We start from the raw sequence: 19,279 nt of genomic DNA, 5'->3' as shown, positions 1-19,279 counted from the left end.
GCCCGGACCGCCGCCGTGCCCACGGGGGCCGCCGGCGGGCAGCTCCTGCTCGACGCGCTCCGCGACCTTCGCGGGCAGCGCCGCGATCGCCGCGTCCGCCTCCTCCTGCGTGATCCGGCCGTCGGCGAGCGCGGCCTCGATGCGCTCGGTCCCGGCCGCCACGAGCGCATCGGTCAGGGCGGAGAGCTCGACGCCCTCCGCCTCCGCGACGCCCGCGAGGGTCGCGCCGTCGGCGGTGAGCGCGGTGCGCAGCTCGTCGGCCGTCAGGCCGAGCGCCTCCGCGGCCGCGGTCAGCTCGAGCCCGCGCCCGCCGCCGTGGCCCCCGCCGCCGCGCAGCGCGTCGGACCCGGCCAGCGTGGTCGCGACCTCGTCGGCCTGCGCCTGGGTGAGGGTGCCGTCGCCGACCAGCCCGGCCAGCGCGTCGGCGATCGCCTGGACGCGGCCTGCGGCGCGGGCCGTCGCGTCGTCGGTCGCGTCGGCCGTGGCGGTGTCTCTCGCGGCCGACGCGAGCGGGGCGACGACGACCGCCGTCAGGCCGGTCACCGCGAGGGCTCCGGCGACGCCGGCTGCGGCGAGCCTGTGGTTCAGCTTCATGGGGTGCTCCTCGGTGCGTCCCGGGCCGGTCCCGGGGTGTGCCTCCGACCCTCGGACGCGGGGCTGTGGCGGCGCTGTGCGGAGCGTGTCGATCCCCGGTGAGCGGCCGGGCCACGTCAGCCGGGCAGCATCTGGAGCACGCCCGCCCCGAGCCCGCCGAGCCAGCCCCCGAGCACCCGCAGCGGGGGCACGAGGGCCGCGCCGGCCGACGCGAGCCGCCCGGCCCGGTCGAGCCTCGCGGTGAGCCGCTCGACGCTCCCCCCGGCACGCTCCTTGTCGCCCGCGGACGCCGCCTGCTCGATCTCCGCGACGTCCGCGCGGGCGGCCTGCGCCGTCGCGGGGTCGAGGCCGAGGCCGTCGAGCAGCGCGCGCAGGTCGCGCACCGCACCCAGGGCGGCCTGCGTCCCGTCGCCGACCGTCCGCGCGTCGTAGTTGTGCTGGTCGCCGTCGACGTTGTTGATCACCGTGGCGTTCTGGCCACCCCTCACGTTCACCACGGCTGCCCACCTCCCTGCACGGACGTCGGGCTCCACCACGGCGGCGGGACGGGCGGTGGCACCGGGTGCTCGCGGTCGACGCGCCGCCGCCGGGCCGTCGCGACGACGTGCAGCACGGCCCCGACGACCATGAGGACCGTCCCGAGCGCGGCCAGCGCCCAGCCGAGCAGCCCGAGCGGCATCCCGAGCACGGGCGGCCCGAACGGCGCCAGCCCCTCGGGGCCGGAGGCCTGCATCGCGTCGAGGTCGAGGCTCCCGACCTCGGCCATGAACGTCAGGACCCCGTACGCGAACGCGCCGAAGCCGACCAGGAAGGCGACGAAGCCGACGACGACGAGCGCACGCGCCTTGGTGCGGGTCGCCGCGACGTCGCGCAGGAACCCGTCCCGCTCCACCTTCACGTTGTGCACGTACTGCTGGTAGATCTGGTCGCGGTCGACGTTGTTGATCACGTTGCCGTACTGGTCGCGGACCGTGAGGGGTTGCCGGCCCGCGTCGCGCGGGTCGCCTGCTCGCGTCATGGTGCTCGTCTCCTCTCGCTGCCGGGACACGGAGGACGCCCGACGCGCCCGTCGGATACGCGCGGCAGCGACCTGCTGCCCGATCCGGCGCGATGTCCGGCTCGTCCTGGTCCGTGTGGGTGGTGCCGAGCACACTGGCTCGGGTGTCGACCATCACCGCGCACGGCCTCGTGCAGACCTACGGCTCCGTCCGGGCGCTCGACGGCCTGGACCTGACCGTCGAGGAGGGGACCGTGCTGGGCCTCCTCGGCCCGAACGGCGCGGGCAAGACGACCGCGGTCCGCGTCCTGACGACGCTGCTGCGGCCCACCGCCGGGACCGCGACGGTCGTCGGGCTCGACGTCGTGCGCGACGCGAAGGCGCTGCGCTCGCGCATCGGCGTCTCGGGCCAGTACGCCGCGGTCGACGAGAACCTCACCGGCTTCGAGAACCTCGACATGGTCGGACGGCTCTACCACCTCGGTGGCCGGCGCTCGCGCGAGCGGGCCGACGAGCTGCTCGAGCGCTTCGACCTCGTCGACGCCGCGCGCCGGCCCGTGAGCACGTACTCGGGCGGCATGCGGCGCCGGCTCGACCTCGCGGGGGCGCTCGTCGCCGAGCCGGAGGTGCTGTTCCTCGACGAGCCGACCACCGGCCTCGACCCGCGCAGCCGCCTCGCGATGTGGGACGTCATCTCGGAGCTCGTCGCCCGCGGCACGACGCTGCTGCTCACGACGCAGTACCTCGAGGAGGCGGACCGGCTCGCCGACCGCATCGCGGTGATCGACCACGGGCGCGTGATCGCCGAGGGCACGTCCGACGAGCTCAAGGCGCAGGTCGGCGGCGAGCGGGTGCACGTCACGGTCACGCGCACCGAGGACCTCGCGCGGGCGAGCGAGGCGCTCGGCGCCGTCGCGGCCGGCGCCCCGGTCGTCGAGGAGCACACCCGGACGGTCACGGCCCCGGTCGACGGCGGGTCGAGCGCCCTCGTCGGCGCCCTCCGCGCGCTCGACGACGCGGGCGTCGAGGTGCTCGACGCGGGGATCCGCCGGCCGACGCTCGACGACGTGTTCCTGCGGCTCACCGGGCACGAGGCCGAGGACCGACCCACCGAGGAGGCCCGCGCGTGACCGGTCTGGCACAGGCGCTCGGAGACGGCTGGACCGTCACGCGCCGCAACCTCATCAAGATCAAGCGCGTCCCCGACCTGCTCGTCGGGTCGATCATCTCGCCGATCATGTTCGTGCTGCTGTTCGCGTACGTGTTCGGCGGCTCGATCGCGCTGCCGGGGACGCCCGAGGTCGACCCGGACCTCTACCGGCAGTTCCTCATCGCCGGGATCTTCGCGCAGACCATGATCTTCGGCGCCACGATCACCGGCTCCGGCATGGCGCAGGACCTCAAGACCGGCATCATCGACCGCTTCCGCTCGCTGCCGATGGCCCCGTCCGCGGTGCTCGTGGGTCGCACGACCGCCGACGTCGTCAACAACGTCCTGACCGTGCTGATCATGACGCTCACCGGGCTCGTCGTCGGGTGGCGCATCACGACCTCGGTCGGCGAGGCGGCGCTCGGCTACGCGCTGCTGCTGTTCTTCGCGTACTGCATCAGCTGGCTCATGGCGTACGTCGGCCTGCTCGTGCGCACGCCCGAGGTGTTCAACAACGCGACGTTCATCGTGATCTTCCCGCTGACGTTCATCGCGAACACGTTCGTGCCGTCGGACAACCTGCCGCCCGTGCTGCAGACGTTCGCCGAGTGGAACCCGGTGTCGAGCGTGACGCAGGCGGCGCGCGAGCTGTTCGGCAACATCCCGCCGGGCACCCCGGAGCCGACGGCGTGGCCGCTGCAGAACCCCGTGCTCTACACGCTCCTGTGGGGCGTCGTGCTGCTGGTCGTCTTCGTGCCGCTGACGGTCCGCCAGTACCAGCGGGCCGCCGCGCGCTGACGGGCCCGGCCGCCGCGGACACCCGCGGTGGTGCGGTTGCGAGCTCCTGGCCGTCGCGTGCGGCCGGGGCGGTGCGGCGGCACGTTCTGCTGCCCGCGTACGCGGCTGTCCGGGCTGACCCACCCGCTGGCAGGCTCGCCGCATGAGACTCCTCGTGCTCGGCGGTACCCGGTTCCTGGGCCGTGCGGTCGTCGCCGACGCCCTCGACCGCGGCTGGGACGTCACGACGCTGCACCGCGGGGTGACCGGCAACCCGCCCGCGGGAGCCCGCACGCTCGTCGCGGACCGCACCTCGACCGCCGAGGTGGAGCGCGCGCTCGACGGCGGCACGTGGGACCTGGTCGTCGACACCTGGTCGGGCTCCCCGCGGGTCGTCTCGGACGCCGCGGCGCTGCTGTCCGGGCGCACCGGCGCCTACGGCTACGTGTCGAGCATCTCGGTCTACGCGTGGGGCAGGCACGTCGATGAGACGTCGACGGTCGTCGACGGCGACCCCCGCGCCGAGGACGGCGAGTACCCGGCGCTCAAGCGCGGCGCGGAGCTCGGGGTCCTCGCCGCGCACCCTCAGGCCCTGCTCGCCCGCGCCGGGCTGCTGCTCGGGCCGCACGAGGACATCGGGCGCCTCCCGTGGTGGCTGACCCGCATCGCGCGCGGCGGGCGGGTCGTCGCGCCGGGCCGCCCCGACCGGCCGCTGCAGTACGTCGACGCGCGGGACGCCGCCCGCTGGCTGCTGTCCGGGCTCGAGCAGGGGCTTGGCGGCGCGGTCGACGTCACGAGCAGGTCCGGGCACGCGACGACCCGGTCGCTGCTCGAGGCCTGCGTCGCCGCGACCGGCGCGGACGCCGAGCTCGTGTGGGTCGACGAGGCGGCGCTCGACGCCGCGGGCGCCCAGCCGTGGACGCAGCTGCCGTGCTGGGTCCCCGAGGTCGGCGAGTTCGCCGGGTTCTTCGAGGGCGACGCCTCCCGTGCGGCCGCGACAGGGCTGGCGTGCCGCCCCGTCGAGGAGACCGTGGCCGACACGTGGCGGTGGCTCACCGCGGACGGCACCCCCGCGCAGCGACCCGACCGCGCCCGGCACGGGCTGCCCGAGGAGATCGAGGCCGCGCTGCTCGGGCCGGCCTGACGCCCCCACCGCTCGCGGCGCCGTCACCCGTCTCGGCGCACGTCCCACCCGCTCCTGGCGCCCGCCTGCCCGGTGTGGGTAGACATGCCCCCGTGACCCCCACCTCCGACCGGTCGGTCCCGACCCCGTCGCACGCGATCGCGCACGCCCGCCCCGAGCTCCCCGCGCGCGACGCGGTCCTGCTCGTCAACGGCCGGTCCCGCCGCGGCGCCGAGGCGTTCCCCCGGCTCCGCGACCTGCTGACCGCCCAGGGCGTCGACCTCACCGCCGCGCACCTCGTCACGGACCCCGCCGCGGAGCTGCCGGTGCTGCTCCCGGAGCTCCTCGCGGGCGGGCCCTCGATGCTCGTCGTCGGCAGCGGTGACGGGACGATCGCGAGCGTCGTCGACCACCTCGCGCACAGCGAGACCGTCCTGGGCTACGTCCCCCTGGGCACCACGAACAACTTCAGCCGGAGCCTCGGGCTGCCGCGCAGCCCGCGTGCCGCGGTCGACGTCGTGACCGGTGGGCGGGTCGCGCAGGTGGACCTCGGACGCGTCGACGGCGACTACTTCGCGAACCTCGTGAGCATCGGCATCTCGGCGGACGTCGCCGGCCGCACGCCGCACCGGCTCAAGCGCCACCTCGGCCGCACCGCGTACACGGCGACGGCGGCGGTGTCGCTCGCCCGCCACCGCCCGTTCGTCGCGGAGGTCCGCAGCGGCGACGTCGTGTGGGAGGTCGTGACGCACCAGCTGAACATCGCGAACGGGCGCATGCACGCGGGCACCCCGATCGCGCGCGACGCCAGCCTCGAGGACCGCCTGCTCACAGCGTACGCGCTCGGCGGCCGCTCACGCCTCTCGACCGCGGGCGCGGCAGCGCGTCAGGCCGTGACGCCGTGGGAGCCGGTCGCGCGCAAGGGCCACCTGAGCGCGACCGAGTTCCTCGTGACGACCGACCGCCCGATGGCGGTCGACGTGGACGGCGAGGTCTCCGGCACCACACCGATCCACGTCGAGGTCACCGCGGCGGCGCTGCGCGTCATGGTCCCGCGCCGCTGACCCCTCACCGGGCGCACGCCCGCGGCCTGCATCGGGCACGAGGGCTGCCGGGCCGCCTCGACCGAGCCGACGACGTGACCGCACCGGGTCCCCCGCGGGCAACCGGGCACCCGACGCACCCGCGCGGCGTTAGCGCGTCGCCGCGCCGTTCCCCACGGCGCGCACGCCGCTGCCGGCGGTCGAGCCCGTGCGCGCCCGGGCCCACGCCTGCACCTGCGCGTGCACGGTCGTCGGCTCGTCCGCGTACTCCCACGGCCACGCGGACAGGTGCTCGCGCGTGTGCGCGAGGTGATCGCGAGCCGCGTCGGCGTCCTCGGCGAGCCACCACGCGAACGCGAGGAGGTTGTGGGCCCGCGAGCGGCCCACCGGTGAAGGACCGTCCGGCCCGCGCCACCGTGCCTCCGCCGCCGCGATCTCGGCACGGGTCGACGGGTCCTCCGCGTGCTTGTTCGCGAGCTTCGGGGACCGGCTCGTCAGCATGAGGACGTGCTCGACGTGCGCGACGACCACCAGCAGCGCGAGCGCCGTGCCGGGCCTCGCCCGGGCGGACGCCTCACGCGCGAAGGCGAACATCTCGTCCGCGGACCCGAACCACTTCGCGGCCTTGTACTGCAGCGCCGCCTCGTGGCCCTCGAGGTGGTCCGGGGCGACAGCGAGGAGCCCGGCGAGCCGGCGGTCGAACTCGTCCCGGTCGACCTCCTGGCCGCGCGCGGCGGTCAGGAGGGACACGCGCGGGCTCGGGTCGGACGGCGTGACGGCGATCGCCTCGCGCGCGCACTCCTCCGCGTCGGCGAGCGCATCGAGGAAGCGGTCGGGGCTCTTGGGCGTCCACTCCCCGCCACGGATCTCCCAGGCGCGCCGGACGGCGAGCTCGGCCCGGACCGCGAGCGCGTGCTGGTCGCGCGGGCTCTCGCGCAGCCACGCATCGAGCCAGGAGCTGCGCCGCAGAGCCGCGTTCGCGAGCACGCTGACCCGGCGGTACCGCGCGTCGTGGTCGGTCGTCGCCGCCAGGAGGTGGGCCGCGGGACGCCAGTCGCCGGTGAGCGCCGCCTCGCGCGCCGCCCGGGCGTCCACGTCGTCGAGCGCGTCGTCGGGCTCGACGAAGTCGGCCTCCTCGGGCTCGTCCCAGGTCGCCCTGCCGTCCGACGCCACCCTGACCACGAGCGGGCCGAAGCGGTTCATCGTGGCGGCGACGAGGAGCACGGCGCTGACCCAGCCCGCGGTCCACGAGAGGGTCCGCGCGTCGTCGAGCACCGCGTTCACACCGAGCGACGCCAGGGCGCCGACGGCGACGGCTGCGCCGAGGTACGCGACGACGAGGCCCTGCGTCCGGGCGCCGGCACGCCGGAACCACCAGGGGGCCTCCTCGCGGACGCCCAGCAGGAACGCGGCGCGGCTGCTCGCGACCGCGTAGGTCAGGGAGCCGATGAGGGCGAGCGCCAGGGCGCCGACGAGCACGGTGCCGGCGACGGAGTCGAGATCCACGCGCGGATCATCGCAGGTCCCCGGACCCGTCCGGGGAGACGTCGCCCGGTCAGCCCAGCAGGTCGTGCCGGACGATCGCCGCCTCACGTCCGGGCCCGACGCCGATCGCCGAGATCCGTGCGCCGGACATCTCCTCGAGCGCGAGCACGTAGCGCTGCGCGTTCACGGGAAGGTCGTCGAACGACCGGCACTGCGAGATGTCCTCCCACCAGCCGGGGAACTCCTCGTAGACGGGCTTCGCGTGATGGAAGTCGCTCTGGTCGAGCGGCATCTCGTCGTGGCGGGTGCCGTCGACGTCGTAGGCGACCGCGACCGGGACCTTCTCGAGGCCGGTCAGGGTGTCGAGCTTCGTGACGACGAGGTCCGTGAGCCCGTTGATGCGCGCGGAGTAGCGGGCGACGACGGCGTCGTACCAGCCGGTGCGGCGCGGGCGGCCGGTCGTGGTGCCGTACTCGCCGCCGGTCTTGCGCAGCCACTCGCCGGTGTCGTCGAGCAGCTCGGTCGGGAACGGGCCCTCGCCGACGCGCGTCGTGTACGCCTTGATGACGCCGACGACGCGGTCGATGCGCGTCGGGCCGACGCCGGAACCGGTGCACGCGCCGCCGGCCGTGGCCGAGGACGACGTGACGAACGGGTAGGTGCCGTGGTCGACGTCGAGCATCGTCGCCTGACCGGCCTCGAACACGACCGTCTTGCCCTCGTCGAGCGCGCGGTTGAGCACGAGGGGGGTGTCGGCGACGAGCGGGCGCAGGCGGTCGGCGTTCGCGAGCAGCTCGTCGAGCACCTCGTCGACCGTGATCGCGCGCCGGTTGTAGACCTTCACGAGCAGGTGGTTCTTCTGGTCGAGGGCGCCCTCGACCTTCTGGCGCAGGATGTTCTCGTCGAAGAGGTCCTGGACGCGGATGCCGACGCGGTTGATCTTGTCCGCGTACGTGGGGCCGATGCCGCGACCGGTGGTGCCGATCTTGCGCTTGCCGAGGAACCGCTCCGTGACCTTGTCGATCGTGCGGTTGTACGGGGCGATGAGGTGCGCGGCCGACGAGACGAGGAGCTTGCCGGTGTCGACGCCGCGCGCCTCGAGCGCGTCGATCTCGTGGAACAGCACCTCGAGGTCGATCACGACGCCGTTGCCGATCACGGGGACGACGCCCGGCGAGAGGATGCCGGAGGGCAGGAGGTGGAGCGCGTACTTCTCGCCCTCGATCACGACCGTGTGCCCGGCGTTGTTCCCGCCGTTGAACTTCACGACGTAGTCGATGCGGGAGGCGAGCTGGTCGGTCGCCTTGCCCTTCCCCTCGTCGCCCCACTGGGCCCCGAGCACCACGACGGCGGGCATCAGATCACCACTCTCCACGGCTGCCAGCGGTCCGGTCCGCGATGGTTCGGTGCGAGGCGGCTCGCTGGCCGGGGACCCGGGGCACGGGCGGCAGTGACCCAGTACCTCCGGGAGTTTAGCGGACCGGTAAAGGCGGGGTCATGGACGCTCGCCGGGCCGGACGCCGCTGGCCGGACGCCGCTGGCCGGACGCCGCTGGCCGCACGCCACGGGCCGACGCCGCGGACGGCAGCCCCGGCGCCGGTGCCCGGACCGGTTGCCGGCTCAGCGCAGCCCGGACACCTCGTCGGCCGACGTCCCCGAGTCGAGGAGGAACTGCGCGCAGCGCTCCGCCTCGTCGTCCTCGCCGATGGCCTCCGCCGCCTCGTGCAGCGCGAGCAGCGCCCGCAGGAAGCCCTGGTTCGGCTCGTGGTCGGCGGGCACCGGGCCCTGGCCGCGCCAGCCCGCGCGGCGCAGCGCGTCGAGCCCGCGGTGGTAGCCGGTCCGCGCGAAGGCGTACGCCGCGACGGGGTCGCCCGTCTCGGACAGCGCCTGCTCGGCGAGCAGCGCCCACGCGTACGACGACGCGGGGTACCGCCGTGCGGCCTCGCGCAGGTCGGCGCCCGACTGCAGGGCCCCGCGGGCGTCGGCGTCCGCGCCGTCGGTCGGCAGGAGGGTCGGCTCGGGCCCGAGGAGGTTCTGATGGCTCATCGGGCCAGTCTCGCAGGCCGACGACCGGCGGCACGGGCGCGACCGGCGCCGGGGGCCAGGGAATGCGGGCCACCTGGACGGTGGTTACAGTCAGCATGCCCACCGACCCTTCTCCCGGGATGGCCATGATCGAGATCTCGAGCTCCCCCACCTCGACCACGCTCGTGATCGACGGGGACCTCGACCTCGCCGAGCGCGACCGGTTCCCCGAGATCGCGGCGCGCGTCGTGGGCCTGCGCCGCCAGCTGCTCGTCATCGACATGTGCGGCGTGACGTTCATGGACTCGACCGGCGCGGCGTTCCTCATCACGCTCGCCGACTCGTCCCGCAGCCGGGGCGGCGCGACCGTCCTGCGCGGGGCCGACGCGCGCGACCTCTTCGTGCTCGAGGTCTGCGGCGCGCTCGACCTGTTCCGCGTCGAGGACACGTGCACGCACACCAAGCAGGAGTCGGGCTTCCAGCGTCCGGCCGGCACGGGCTCGACGCCCTCGGCCTGACCCTCGCACCACCCGCTCGTCCGGACCCGTCGCACGCCGCGGCGGGTCCGTCGTCGTCCCGGGGCCGACGCGCGCGGGGTCCTGCGGTCGGGCAGCGCCCGGTCCGCCGTCCAGGGCCACGCCGGGGTCACCCGCCGGCCCACCCGTCAGCGCCGCGAGTCCCGGACCTTCGCCCAGACGAGCTTGCCACCGCGCGCCGGCCGCCAGCCCCAGTCGGCGAGCCGCTCCACGATCTGCATCCCGAACCCCCCGATGCGCCCCGGGTGCCCGTCGGTCGTCACGGGCGGCGTCGGGTTGGAGTCCTCGACCTCGATGCGCAGCCCGTCGCCGGTGTCGTAGAGGCGCAGCTGGACCTGCCCCCAGCCGTGCAGCACGGCGTTCGCGACGAGCTCCGAGACCACGAGCTCGGCGTGCCCGACGCCCGCGAGGTCCCACGCGCGCGCCGTCCGCAGCACCGCGTGCCGGGCACGCCCGATCGACGCGGCCTCCCCCGGCAGCACCCAGCGCCGCACGCGCGGGCTGCCCGAGCGCCTCGTCTCGTCGTCGGGCCCGGGGACGCGCACGACGACGACGGCGACGTCGTCCTCGGGGCTGTCCGCGAGCTTCGAGAGCACCTCCTCGCCGATCCCGGCCGCGTCGAGAGCGGTGACGCCGGCGGCGATCTCGGTGAGGGACTCGACGCCCTGGCGCAGCGACCGGTCCCGCCGCTCGATGAGCCCGTCGGTGTAGAACACGAGGAAGTCGCCGGCCCGCACGTCCGTCCCGGCGCTCTCGCGCGGCGACCGCCCGAAGCCGATGAGCGGCCCGCCCGCGCCGGACAGCCGCGTCACCTCGCCGGCGCGCACGTGCAGCACGGGCAGGTGCCCGGCCCGTGAGTAGTCGACCCGCCAGCCGCCGCCCTCCCGCCGGCGCATCGTGGTGAGCACGAGCCCCGCGGGCCGCGGCACGCGCATCCCGGCGACGAGCTGGTCGACGCGCGAGAGGACCGCGCCCGGCTCGGCCTGCTCGAAGAGGTAGGAGCGCACCACGGAGCGGAGCTGGCCCATCGCCGCGGCGGCCTCGACGTCGTGCCCGACGACGTCCCCGATGACGACGCCGACGACGTCCGGGGCGATCTGGAGGACGTCGTACCAGTCGCCGCCGACCTGCGCGTGCTCCGAGTTGGGCGCGTAGTAGGTCCACACGTCGAGGCCGTCGACCTCGGCCTGCTCGGGGAGCATCGCGCGCTGCAGCGTCTCCGCGAGGCGGTGCTCGCGCGCGTAGAGGCGCACGTTGTCCACCGCGAGGCCGACCCGGCGCACGGTCAGGCTGAGCACGGTGAGCGTCGCCTCGTCGAGCACGTCGACGCCCGTGCCGGTGCGCGGGACGACCGCGAGCAGGCCGAGGATGCGCCGGCGGCCGGGCACGGGCAGCAGCACCACGCTCTCGACGTCGTCGGGCAGCCGGTCGCGGGCCTCCCGCGCGCCGGCGCCGAGCCGGCGTGCGAGCCAGCCGGACGCGCTCGTCGCGGGCCGGTCGGTGCGCAGCGCGAGCTCGTAGGGACCGTCGCCCTCCCCGTCGAGCAGCTGCTGCACCGGGTCGGCGTCGGCCTCGGTCTCGACCTGGTCGGGCGGCACGTTGCCGTGGCGGTTCCCGCGCCCGCTCGGCGCCGAGTGCGCGTCGACGCCCTCGACCGCCCGGAGGCCGTCGTCGTTGAGGTAGAAGCCTGCCCAGCGCACGAGCCCGCGCTCGAGGAGCCGGGCGATCTCGCGGAGCGTGTGCGGGTCGTCGATGTCCATCAGCAGGTCCGAGACCTGCGAGACCAGCGCGAGCGACGTGCGCTCGCGGCGCTCGGACGCGACGAGGGACGCATGCTCGACGTCGCGGTCCATGAGCTCGGTCACGTCCACCAGCACGACGACCCAGTGCGTCACGGTGTCGCCGTCCCGCAGCGGCGAGACCGACACGCGTGCCCAGAAGGGTGAACCGTCGGCGGCCTCGGCGCGCAGCACCTCGGTGCGCCCGACACCCGCGCGCATCGACGTCCGCAGCTGCTCGACGACCTGCTCGTCGGTCGTGCTCGACCGGAGCATCCCCGGTTCACGGCCCATGACCTGCGACGCGGTGAAACCGGTCGTGCGGACGAACGACTCGTTGACCCAGACGATCGGCCACGAGCCACCGTCGTCGGCGGTGATGAAGACCGGAACGTCGACCGCCGAGAGCGCCGCCGCGGGCAGCTCGTGCAGGGGCACGTGTGGAGATTGTGTGGTCCCGGAGTTGACCACGACCACCTCCGATCGTCTAGCGTGCCGAACGTACCCCGCGATCTGCCGCGGGCTCTGCGTGATTCGGGGCCCGAGGGCTGACCTCACCCGGGAAGGAGCATCGTGCGCGACGGTAACAGCCCGGGGCCGGACGAGCCCGCTGAGGACCTGCACGCCGCGGGTGGTTCCGACCGAGCCACCGCGCCGCTGCAGGGCAGCACGTCGGTCAACGGCGAGCCCGGCGCGGTGCACGTGATCCTGGGGGCGGACCGCACGCGCATCGTGCTCTCCGGCGAGGTCGACGCCGACCTCGGCCCGGACCTCCAGGAGGCCACCACGGAGGCCGAGGAGGTCGGCCTGCCGATCGAGGTGGACACGCACCACGTGACGTTCATGGACTCGTCGGGCGTCGCGTTCCTCGCGCGCCTCGCGATCCGCAGCCAGCACCCCGTGCAGCTGCTCCGGGTGCCGCCGACCGTGCGGTTCCTGCTCGAGGTCACCCGCATCGGTGAGCTGCTCGAGGTCGTCGAGGACGACTCCACGACGGCGTTCGAGGCGGTGCCCGACACCGGCGGCACCTCCCCCGACACCACGGCCTGACCCGCCGCAGACCCAGCACGCCGGAGGCCCGGTCGCCCGCGCGCGGCCGGGCTCCTGCACGTCCGCGGCCGGACGTCCGCGGCCGGACGCCGCGCCGGGTCCGCCCGCGCGGAGCCCGACGGGACACCCCGGCGCGCAGGCACGACGAGGGCCCGGGACCGACGCGGTGCGCGTCGGTCCCGGGCCCCGGTCCGTCAGGTCGTGCTCAGGCTGCTGGGCGCGAGGCTCAGAGCTTGTGGCCCGCCGAGCGGAGCTGCTGCGCCGCCTCGACGAGACGCGCCGCGAGACCGGCCTCGGCGGCCTTGCCCCACACGCGGGGGTCGTACATCTTCTTGTTGCCGACCTCGCCGTCGATCTTCAGGACGCCGTCGTAGTTGGCGAACATGTGACCGGCGACGGGACGCGTGTACGCGTACTGCGTGTCGGTGTCGATGTTCATCTTGATGACGCCGTTGTCGACGGCCTCCGCGATCTCGGCCTCGGTCGAGCCGGAGCCGCCGTGGAAGACGAGGTCGAACGGGTTCTCCTTGCCGATGGCGTCGCCGACGGCCTTCTGGATCTCCGCGAGGATCGACGGGCGCAGCTTGACGGCACCCGGCTTGTAGACGCCGTGCACGTTGCCGAACGTGAGGGCCGTCAGGTAGCGGCCCTTCTCGCCCGAGCCGAGCGCCTTGACCGTGGCCAGGCCGTCCTCGACGGTCGTGTACAGCTTGTCGTTGATCTCGGCCGTGTGGCCGTCCTCCTCGCCACCGACGACGCCGACCTCGATCTCGAGGATCGTGCGGGCCGCCTGCGAGAGCTCGAGGAGCTCCTCGGCGATGACCAGGTTCTCGTCGAGCGGCACGGACGAGCCGTCCCACATGTGCGACTGGAACGTGGGGAGCTTGCCGGCCTTGACCTGCTCGGCCTCGAGGGCCAGGAGCGGGCGGACCCACGAGTCGAGGTTCTGCTTGGCGCAGTGGTCGGTGTGCAGCGCGACCGTGATCGGGTAGTTCTTGGCGACCTCGTGCGCGTACGCGGCGAGGGCCAGCGAACCGGCGATGCGGTCCTTGATCGTCGCGCCGGACGCGTACTCCGCGCCACCGACGGACACCTGGATGATCCCGTCGCTCTCGGCGTCCGCGAAGCCCTGGAGGGCCGCGGTGAGCGTCGAGGACGACGTGACGTTGACGGCCGGGTACGCGAACTTGCCGGCCTTCGCCCGGTCGATCAGCTCGTTGTACACCTCGGGGGTAGCGATGGGCATCGCGGGCATCTCCTGCGTGTAGAGGGGTGTGCTTCCCCCCGAGTCTGGCACGTCCTCCTACCGGCAGCGCCGGGACGTCCTACCCAGCGGACGCGGCGTCCGGGGGCGGGCCGGCGTGCTGCGCGACCCACGCGTGCATCGCGATCGCGGCCGCGGCGCCCGCGTTGATGGACCGCGTCGAGCCGAACTGGGCGATGTGCAGCACGTCCCGCACGCCGGCCCGCGCGGCGTCGGAGAGGCCGACGGACTCCTGCCCGAAGACCAGCACGCACGCGCGCGGCAGCGGGTAGCCCTCGAGCGGGACGGAGCCGGGGAGGTTGTCGACCCCGAGCACGGGCAGCCCACCGCCGTCCGGCCCCGCGGTCGCGGCCCACGCCAGGAGGTCGTCGACCGTCGGGTGGTGGCGCACGTGCTGGTAGCGGTCGGTCACCATCGCGCCGCGGCGGTTCCAGCGGCGCCGGCCGACGATGTGCACCTCGGCCGCCGCGAACGCGTTCGCGGTGCGCACGACCGAGCCGATGTTGAGGTCGTGGGCCCAGTTCTCCACGGCCACGTGGAACGGGTGGCGGCGCGTGTCGAGGTCCGCGACGACCGCCTCGAGGGTCCAGTACCGGTAGCGGTCGACGACGTTGCGCCGGTCGCCGTGCGCGAGCAGCTCGGGGTCGTAGCGCGGGCGGCCGTCGGGCCCGGCGAGGTCGGGCCACGCGTCGGGCCCCCCGGGCCACGGGCCGACGCCGACGCCGTCCTGCGGCGCCGGGTCCGGCGCGCCGTCGGGCTGGGCGGCGGGCCCGGTGTCGGGTGCCCGGTGCGCGGGCGAGCGGGTCGGGTCGTGCGGGCCGGTCGTCACGGCACCATCCTCGGCGACGCCACCGGCGGTCGGTGGGCGTCACGGGGTGGGCGGACGCACACGCGCCCGGCGCCGTCCCCCGAGGGAGAGGCGCCGGGCGCGGTGCCCGGTGGTGCGCCGGTCAGGACCGCTTCTCGAAGTACCGGTCCGCGCCGGCCTCCTTGCGGACGATGCTCGCGACCCGGTTCGTCGGGTCGACGCGCTCGACGTACGTGGGCGTCCACCCGGCGTCGGAGCCGAACGGCGTGCCGCCCGCGGCGACGAACGCGTCGAGCACGCTGACCGGCCGGCCGTTGACCCACGTGCCCTTCTCGGTGAACCGGGTGGCGCCCCAGTTCGTCAGGATCGCCGAGGCCGGCGTGCCCTTCTGCAGCTTGAACGCGTTGTTCTCGACGTAGAGCGAGGACTCGGTGCCGGGGCCCCAGTAGTACTGGAACAGGTCGTCGTCGTCCTCGGCCTGCACGTACAGGTTGTTGTAGACGTGCACCTGCCCGTAGCGCACGCGCGGGGCGCGCTGGCCGACGCCCTCCCACAGGTTGTGGTGGATCGTGACCTTGAGCGTGCCGACGTCCGCGGGCCGGTTGTTCGACGAGCCGATGAGCATCGTCTTGTCGTGGTTGAGGAACCGGTTGTAGGAGACGGTCACGTAGTTCGACGAGTGCGTGATGTCGAGCAGGCCGTCGTGCACCTCGAAGGGCCGGCCGAACACCTCGGGCAGCGACTCGTGCGGGTGGTCGCCGTCGTCGAAGGTGCTGTTCGCGACCCACACGTTCGTCGACGTCCACACCGAGACGTTGTCGTAGGCCGAGTTCCAGTTGCCGGTCTCGCCGTCCGTCGGGTCCCACTGCGGGAAGCAGTCGTACGCGTCGGAGAACGTGAGGTTGCGCAGGATGACGTTGCGCGAGTCCCGGACCCGGATGTTCGCCCCGACGATCCGCGCGTCGCCGAGCCCGACGATCGTGACGTTCGAGCCGACGTGCTGCTGCGTCTGCTTGGCCTGCAGCGCGGCCGCGGCGACGCGGGCGTCCTCGAGCGGGCCGGCCGGGTCCGCGGTGCCCCACACGGCGGGGTCGTAGGCCGCGATGTAGTCGTCCATCGAGAACGTCACCGCGGGGTCGCCGCCGACGGGGACCTGGCTCGCGAAGTCCTCGCAGGTCAGGCGCCGGCCCTCGCCCGCGTCGAAGGCGTCGATCTCGCCCTCCACGTAGACGATCCGGGGCGTCGTGTCGGTGCGGGCGCCCGTGCCGCCGAGCGCGGCGCGGAGCTCGGCCCAGGTGCGGACGGTGAAGACGTGCGCGGCGTCGGCGGTGGAGCCGCCCGTCGTGCCGCCGTTGGCCGCGGCCCAGCCGTCGCGGGCCCCGAGCACCTCGCGGCCGAGGTCGCGGCCGTCCCGGTGGGGCGGGCGGTGGTCGGTGCCGGCGCCGGCTGCGTGGGCCGGGGCGACGGCGAGGGTCGAGAGGGCGACGGTCCCTGCGGCGACGACGGCCGCGAGGCGGGCGCCGCGTCGAGGTCGGGACGGTGCGTCGAGGTGCATGCGGAGACTCCCTTGTCTCGTCCGGAGCGCGCGCGACGACGCGTGCGGCGGGGTCCGCACGTCGGCGTCGGCGCTGCCGCTCACCGTTCCACGCGCTGTGGGAAAGCGCAATCCCCCCCGTCGCGGCCGGACTGCGCACGTCCTCGTCACCGGACCCGCCACCCGGCTCCACCTCCGCCCCGTACCCTGGAGCACGTGCTCCTCGCTGCCCTCGACGCGACCGTGTCCGCCGCTGTGTCCGCCGGCGGTGCCGTGCCGGCCATCGGCCCGGACTTCCTCGACGCCGACCACCTGATCCGGTCCTTCGGCGCCTACGCGCTCATCGGCGTCGTCGTGGTGGTGTTCATCGAGACGGGGCTGCTGTTCCCGTTCCTGCCCGGCGACTCGCTGCTGTTCACCGCGGGCATGCTCGTGGCGCAGGACGAGATCTCGGTGCCGCTGTGGGCCTTGTGCCTCGCGCTGTTCGCCGCGGCGTTCGTCGGCGACCAGGTCGCGTTCTTCATCGGCCGCAAGGCCGGCCCCAAGATCTTCAGCAAGCCCGACTCGCGCTTCTTCAAGCAGTCGTACATCGACCAGACGTACGCCTACTTCGACAAGTACGGCGGCCGCACGATCATCGTCGCGCGCTTCGTGCCGTTCGTCCGGACCTACGCGCCCGTGGCAGCCGGCGTCGGCAACATGAAGTACCGCACCTTCGTCTCGTACAACGTCGTCGGCGCGCTCCTGTGGGGCGTCGGGGTCACGGTGCTCGGCTACTTCCTGGGCAACGTCACGTTCGTCAAGGACAACATCGAGCTCATCCTCATCGCGATCGTCGGCATCTCCGTCGTCCCGATCGTCGTCGAGCTGCTGCGCGCCCGCAGCAAGAAGCGCGACGAGCGGTACGACGAGCCCGAGGAGCGCGCCCGCGTGGCCCGCGAGGACATCGCCGGGGAGTGACCCGCGGCGCGGACCGCGCGCAGGCCCGCGCGTCGACCAGCACGACCCGAGGGGGACCGTGATGACCCGCACCATCCAGAGCTGGCTCACCGACATGGACGGCGTCCTGGTCCACGAGGGCGACGCGCTGCCGGGTGCGGCCGACTTCGTGCGTGCGCTGCGCGACGCCGGCCGGCCCTTCCTGATCCTGACCAACAACTCGATGTTCACTCCCGGCGACCTGCAGGCCCGGCTCGCCGCCGCCGGGATCGTGGTGCCCACCGAGGCGATCTGGACGTCGGCGCTCGCGACCGCGCAGTTCCTGCTCGACCAGCTCCCGGACGGCAGCGCCTACGTGATCGGCGAGGACGGCATGACGGGCGCGCTGCGCGACGTCGGCTACACGCTCACGGACACCGACCCGGACTACGTCGTGCTCGGCGAGACCCGCACGTACTCGTTCGACGCCATCACGCGCGCGATCCGGCTCATCAAGGGCGGCGCGCGCTTCATCGCGACGAACCCCGACGTGACCGGGCCCAGCGCGGAGGGCGACCTCCCGGCGACGGGCGCGGTCGCCGCGATGATCACCGCCGCGACCGGGCGCAAGCCGTACTTCGTCGGCAAGCCCAACCCGATGATGTTCCGCTCGGCGCTCAACCGCATCGACGCGCACTCGGAGACGACCGCGATGATCGGCGACCGGATGGACACCGACGTCGTCGCGGGCATCGAGGCGGGCCTCCAGACCTTCCTCGTCCTGACCGGCTCGACCCGCCGCGAGGACATCGCGAAGTTCCCGTTCCGGCCCAGCCACGTGCTCGACTCGATCGCGGACCTCGTCGCGCGCGTGTGACGACGGGCGAAGTGCGTCCGTGGACGCGGCGTCCGCTCGCCTCGACCCCGCCGTGGGCCTACGGTCGCGGGGTGCGTAGGGCAAGCTGCGCGCACCTACTCGAGGAGCACCGTGGCCGACCCCAGGACGACCGCCCCAGGACCGGAGCAGGACACCGAGTCCGACGACGGGCTGCAGAGCTCCGACCCACCCGCGAGCTTCTCGCTCGTCCGGACGTGGACGCTCGACTCGGCACGCCAGCTCACGGAGCTGCGCGCGGAGATCCTCCGTGAGGTCACCGCGGACGGCGCCGTGCCGCAGGACGAGCTCGGCCCGGTCGCGCACCACATGGTGCTCGTGGCCTCCGAGCTCGCCACCAACGCGCTCGAGCACGGCAAGCCGCCGACGATCGTCCGGCTCATGCGCGACGGCACGCGCTACCTGCTCGACGTCGCGGACCACGACCTCAACACGACGCCCTACGTCGCGGGCGCGCGCATCCCCGGGAACGGCGGCTTCGGGCTGCAGATCGCGCGGCGGCTCTCGGTCGACGTCGGGTGGTACACCGCCGAGGCGACCAAGCACGTGTGGGCGGTCTTCCCCGGCCAGGGCTGACCCCGCACTCGCGACCGGCGCCGGACCCCTGCGGACCTCGGGGGTGCGGCGCCGGCGGCGTAGGGACCCGGGCTCAGGCCAGGCCGAGGTCCGTCAGGTCGAAGAGGTAGTGGTACGGGACGCCGAGCGCCTCGATGGCCTGCTGCGCGCCCGTGCCGCGGTCGACGATGACGGCGACGCCCAGGACCTCGGCGCCCGCCTCGCGCGCGGCCTCGACGGCGGTGATCGCCGAGCCCCCGGTCGTCGACGTGTCCTCGACGACCACGACGCGCCGGCCCGCGACGTCCGGGCCCTCGATGCGCCGCTGCAGGCCGTGCGCCTTGCCCTCCTTGCGGACCACGAACGCGTCGAGGTCGAGGCCGCGCGACGCCGCCGCGTGCAGCAGCGCGGTCGCGACCGGGTCCGCGCCGAGCGTGAGCCCGCCCACGGCGTCGACCTCGGCGGTCCCGAGGCCGACCTCCTCGAGGCGGTCGAGCAGCAGGTGCCCGACGAGCGGGGACGCCCGGTGGTGCAGCGTGATCCGGCGCAGGTCCACGTAGTAGTCGGCCTCGCGGCCCGACGAGAGCGTGACGCGGCCGCGCACGACCGCGATCTCGGAGATGAGGTCGCGCAGCTGCTCGCGCGGCGTCGGGGACAGGGTGAGGCCCTCGGGGCCGGTCGGGGAGGTCACAGCCGCCAGGCTACCCAGCACGGCCCCACCGGCGCCGAGGTGCCCGCGCCGACGGC

Annotated in this window: 20 protein-coding genes; 9 read left to right on the top strand and 11 right to left on the bottom strand. The window is 74.4% G+C overall.

Features of this window, described 5'->3' with window-relative positions; genetic code table 11:
* The 3 genes from AB6N24_RS05535 to AB6N24_RS05525 form a co-directional block, all read right to left on the bottom strand.
* The coding region (locus AB6N24_RS05535) for a hypothetical protein (RefSeq protein WP_412868424.1) at nucleotides 1-594 on the bottom strand (594 nt) is incomplete at its 3' end.
* Between the two features lie 116 nt (nucleotides 595-710).
* Nucleotides 711-1,091 (bottom strand): hypothetical protein, encoded by a 381-nt coding sequence (locus AB6N24_RS05530; RefSeq protein ID WP_412868423.1) that lies wholly within the window; start codon nucleotides 1,089-1,091, stop codon nucleotides 711-713.
* Nucleotides 1,085-1,612: a hypothetical protein gene (locus tag AB6N24_RS05525; protein WP_412868422.1), complete on the bottom strand. Its 528-nt coding sequence runs from the start codon at nucleotides 1,610-1,612 to the stop codon at nucleotides 1,085-1,087. Before AB6N24_RS05525 ends, AB6N24_RS05530 begins: the two co-directional genes overlap by 7 nt.
* A gap of 143 nt (nucleotides 1,613-1,755) precedes the next feature.
* Here AB6N24_RS05525 and AB6N24_RS05520 point away from each other — a divergent pair, with 143 nt between their 5' ends.
* The 4 genes from AB6N24_RS05520 to AB6N24_RS05505 all read left to right on the top strand — a co-directional run bounded on the left by AB6N24_RS05520 (nucleotide 1,756) and on the right by AB6N24_RS05505 (nucleotide 5,705).
* The gene (locus tag AB6N24_RS05520; protein WP_412868421.1) at nucleotides 1,756-2,721 is read left to right on the top strand and encodes an ATP-binding cassette domain-containing protein; all 966 of its coding nucleotides are present in this window, start codon (nucleotides 1,756-1,758) and stop codon (nucleotides 2,719-2,721) included.
* A complete protein-coding gene (locus AB6N24_RS05515; RefSeq protein ID WP_412868420.1) occupies nucleotides 2,718-3,539 on the top strand; it encodes an ABC transporter permease in 822 nt (273 codons plus the stop codon). Before AB6N24_RS05520 ends, AB6N24_RS05515 begins: the two co-directional genes overlap by 4 nt.
* 142 nt (nucleotides 3,540-3,681) lie before the next feature.
* On the top strand, nucleotides 3,682-4,662 hold the full coding sequence (locus AB6N24_RS05510; RefSeq protein ID WP_412868419.1) for an NAD-dependent epimerase/dehydratase family protein: 981 nt from the start codon (nucleotides 3,682-3,684) through the stop codon (nucleotides 4,660-4,662).
* A gap of 92 nt (nucleotides 4,663-4,754) precedes the next feature.
* Nucleotides 4,755-5,705, top strand: a complete 951-nt coding sequence (locus tag AB6N24_RS05505; protein ID WP_412868418.1) for a diacylglycerol/lipid kinase family protein — start codon at nucleotides 4,755-4,757, stop codon at nucleotides 5,703-5,705.
* A 129-nt stretch (nucleotides 5,706-5,834) separates the two neighbouring features.
* Here the strand turns inward: AB6N24_RS05505 and AB6N24_RS05500 are convergent, their stop codons facing one another.
* The 3 genes from AB6N24_RS05500 to AB6N24_RS05490 all read right to left on the bottom strand — a co-directional run bounded on the left by AB6N24_RS05500 (nucleotide 5,835) and on the right by AB6N24_RS05490 (nucleotide 9,215).
* Nucleotides 5,835-7,190, bottom strand: coding sequence for a hypothetical protein (locus tag AB6N24_RS05500; protein ID WP_412868417.1), 1,356 nt, complete (start codon nucleotides 7,188-7,190; stop codon nucleotides 5,835-5,837).
* A 49-nt stretch (nucleotides 7,191-7,239) separates the two neighbouring features.
* Entirely contained in the window at nucleotides 7,240-8,526 is a 1,287-nt protein-coding gene (locus AB6N24_RS05495) for an adenylosuccinate synthase (protein WP_412868416.1), read from the bottom strand.
* 263 nt (nucleotides 8,527-8,789) lie between these two features.
* Nucleotides 8,790-9,215, bottom strand: coding sequence for a DUF3151 domain-containing protein (locus AB6N24_RS05490; RefSeq protein ID WP_412868415.1), 426 nt, complete (start codon nucleotides 9,213-9,215; stop codon nucleotides 8,790-8,792).
* Between the two features lie 125 nt (nucleotides 9,216-9,340).
* Here AB6N24_RS05490 and AB6N24_RS05485 point away from each other — a divergent pair, with 125 nt between their 5' ends.
* Nucleotides 9,341-9,712: an STAS domain-containing protein gene (locus tag AB6N24_RS05485; RefSeq protein WP_412868425.1), complete on the top strand. Its 372-nt coding sequence runs from the start codon at nucleotides 9,341-9,343 to the stop codon at nucleotides 9,710-9,712.
* 146 nt (nucleotides 9,713-9,858) lie between these two features.
* Here the strand turns inward: AB6N24_RS05485 and AB6N24_RS05480 are convergent, their stop codons facing one another.
* On the bottom strand, nucleotides 9,859-11,946 hold the full coding sequence (locus AB6N24_RS05480; protein ID WP_412868414.1) for a SpoIIE family protein phosphatase: 2,088 nt from the start codon (nucleotides 11,944-11,946) through the stop codon (nucleotides 9,859-9,861).
* Between the two features lie 135 nt (nucleotides 11,947-12,081).
* Here AB6N24_RS05480 and AB6N24_RS05475 point away from each other — a divergent pair, with 135 nt between their 5' ends.
* The gene (locus AB6N24_RS05475) at nucleotides 12,082-12,558 is read left to right on the top strand and encodes an STAS domain-containing protein (protein WP_258724705.1); all 477 of its coding nucleotides are present in this window, start codon (nucleotides 12,082-12,084) and stop codon (nucleotides 12,556-12,558) included.
* Between the two features lie 226 nt (nucleotides 12,559-12,784).
* On the opposite strand, the gene fbaA is transcribed toward AB6N24_RS05475, so the two are convergent.
* From fbaA to AB6N24_RS05460, 3 genes are all read right to left on the bottom strand, one after another.
* Entirely contained in the window at nucleotides 12,785-13,804 is a 1,020-nt protein-coding gene (gene fbaA / locus AB6N24_RS05470) for a class II fructose-bisphosphate aldolase (RefSeq protein WP_034632514.1), read from the bottom strand.
* Nucleotides 13,805-13,883: 79 nt separating this feature from the next.
* Entirely contained in the window at nucleotides 13,884-14,651 is a 768-nt protein-coding gene (locus AB6N24_RS05465) for a TrmH family RNA methyltransferase (protein WP_412868413.1), read from the bottom strand.
* Nucleotides 14,652-14,772: 121 nt separating this feature from the next.
* The gene (locus tag AB6N24_RS05460) at nucleotides 14,773-16,185 is read right to left on the bottom strand and encodes a pectate lyase family protein (RefSeq protein ID WP_412868412.1); all 1,413 of its coding nucleotides are present in this window, start codon (nucleotides 16,183-16,185) and stop codon (nucleotides 14,773-14,775) included.
* A 195-nt stretch (nucleotides 16,186-16,380) separates the two neighbouring features.
* Here AB6N24_RS05460 and AB6N24_RS05455 point away from each other — a divergent pair, with 195 nt between their 5' ends.
* The 3 genes from AB6N24_RS05455 (at nucleotide 16,381) to AB6N24_RS05445 (ending at nucleotide 18,553) form a co-directional block, all read left to right on the top strand.
* On the top strand, nucleotides 16,381-17,124 hold the full coding sequence (locus tag AB6N24_RS05455) for a VTT domain-containing protein (protein WP_412868411.1): 744 nt from the start codon (nucleotides 16,381-16,383) through the stop codon (nucleotides 17,122-17,124).
* A gap of 61 nt (nucleotides 17,125-17,185) precedes the next feature.
* Nucleotides 17,186-17,959, top strand: coding sequence for an HAD-IIA family hydrolase (locus AB6N24_RS05450; protein ID WP_412868410.1), 774 nt, complete (start codon nucleotides 17,186-17,188; stop codon nucleotides 17,957-17,959).
* 111 nt (nucleotides 17,960-18,070) lie between these two features.
* Nucleotides 18,071-18,553 (top strand): ATP-binding protein, encoded by a 483-nt coding sequence (locus AB6N24_RS05445; protein ID WP_412868409.1) that lies wholly within the window; start codon nucleotides 18,071-18,073, stop codon nucleotides 18,551-18,553.
* Between the two features lie 73 nt (nucleotides 18,554-18,626).
* Here AB6N24_RS05445 and pyrE read toward each other — a convergent pair whose 3' ends face one another.
* Nucleotides 18,627-19,223 carry an orotate phosphoribosyltransferase gene (gene pyrE / locus AB6N24_RS05440; RefSeq protein WP_412868408.1) on the bottom strand — a complete coding sequence of 199 codons (597 nt, stop codon included), beginning with the start codon at nucleotides 19,221-19,223 and terminating at the stop codon, nucleotides 18,627-18,629.
* Nucleotides 19,224-19,279 lie beyond the last annotated feature (56 nt).

It is taken from the genome of Cellulomonas jepli (genome assembly GCF_047229345.1).
Lineage (GTDB): Bacteria > Actinomycetota > Actinomycetes > Actinomycetales > Cellulomonadaceae > Cellulomonas_A.
Note: the sequence above shows the minus strand (reverse complement) of the source record. Positions and strands in the feature narration are given on the sequence as shown.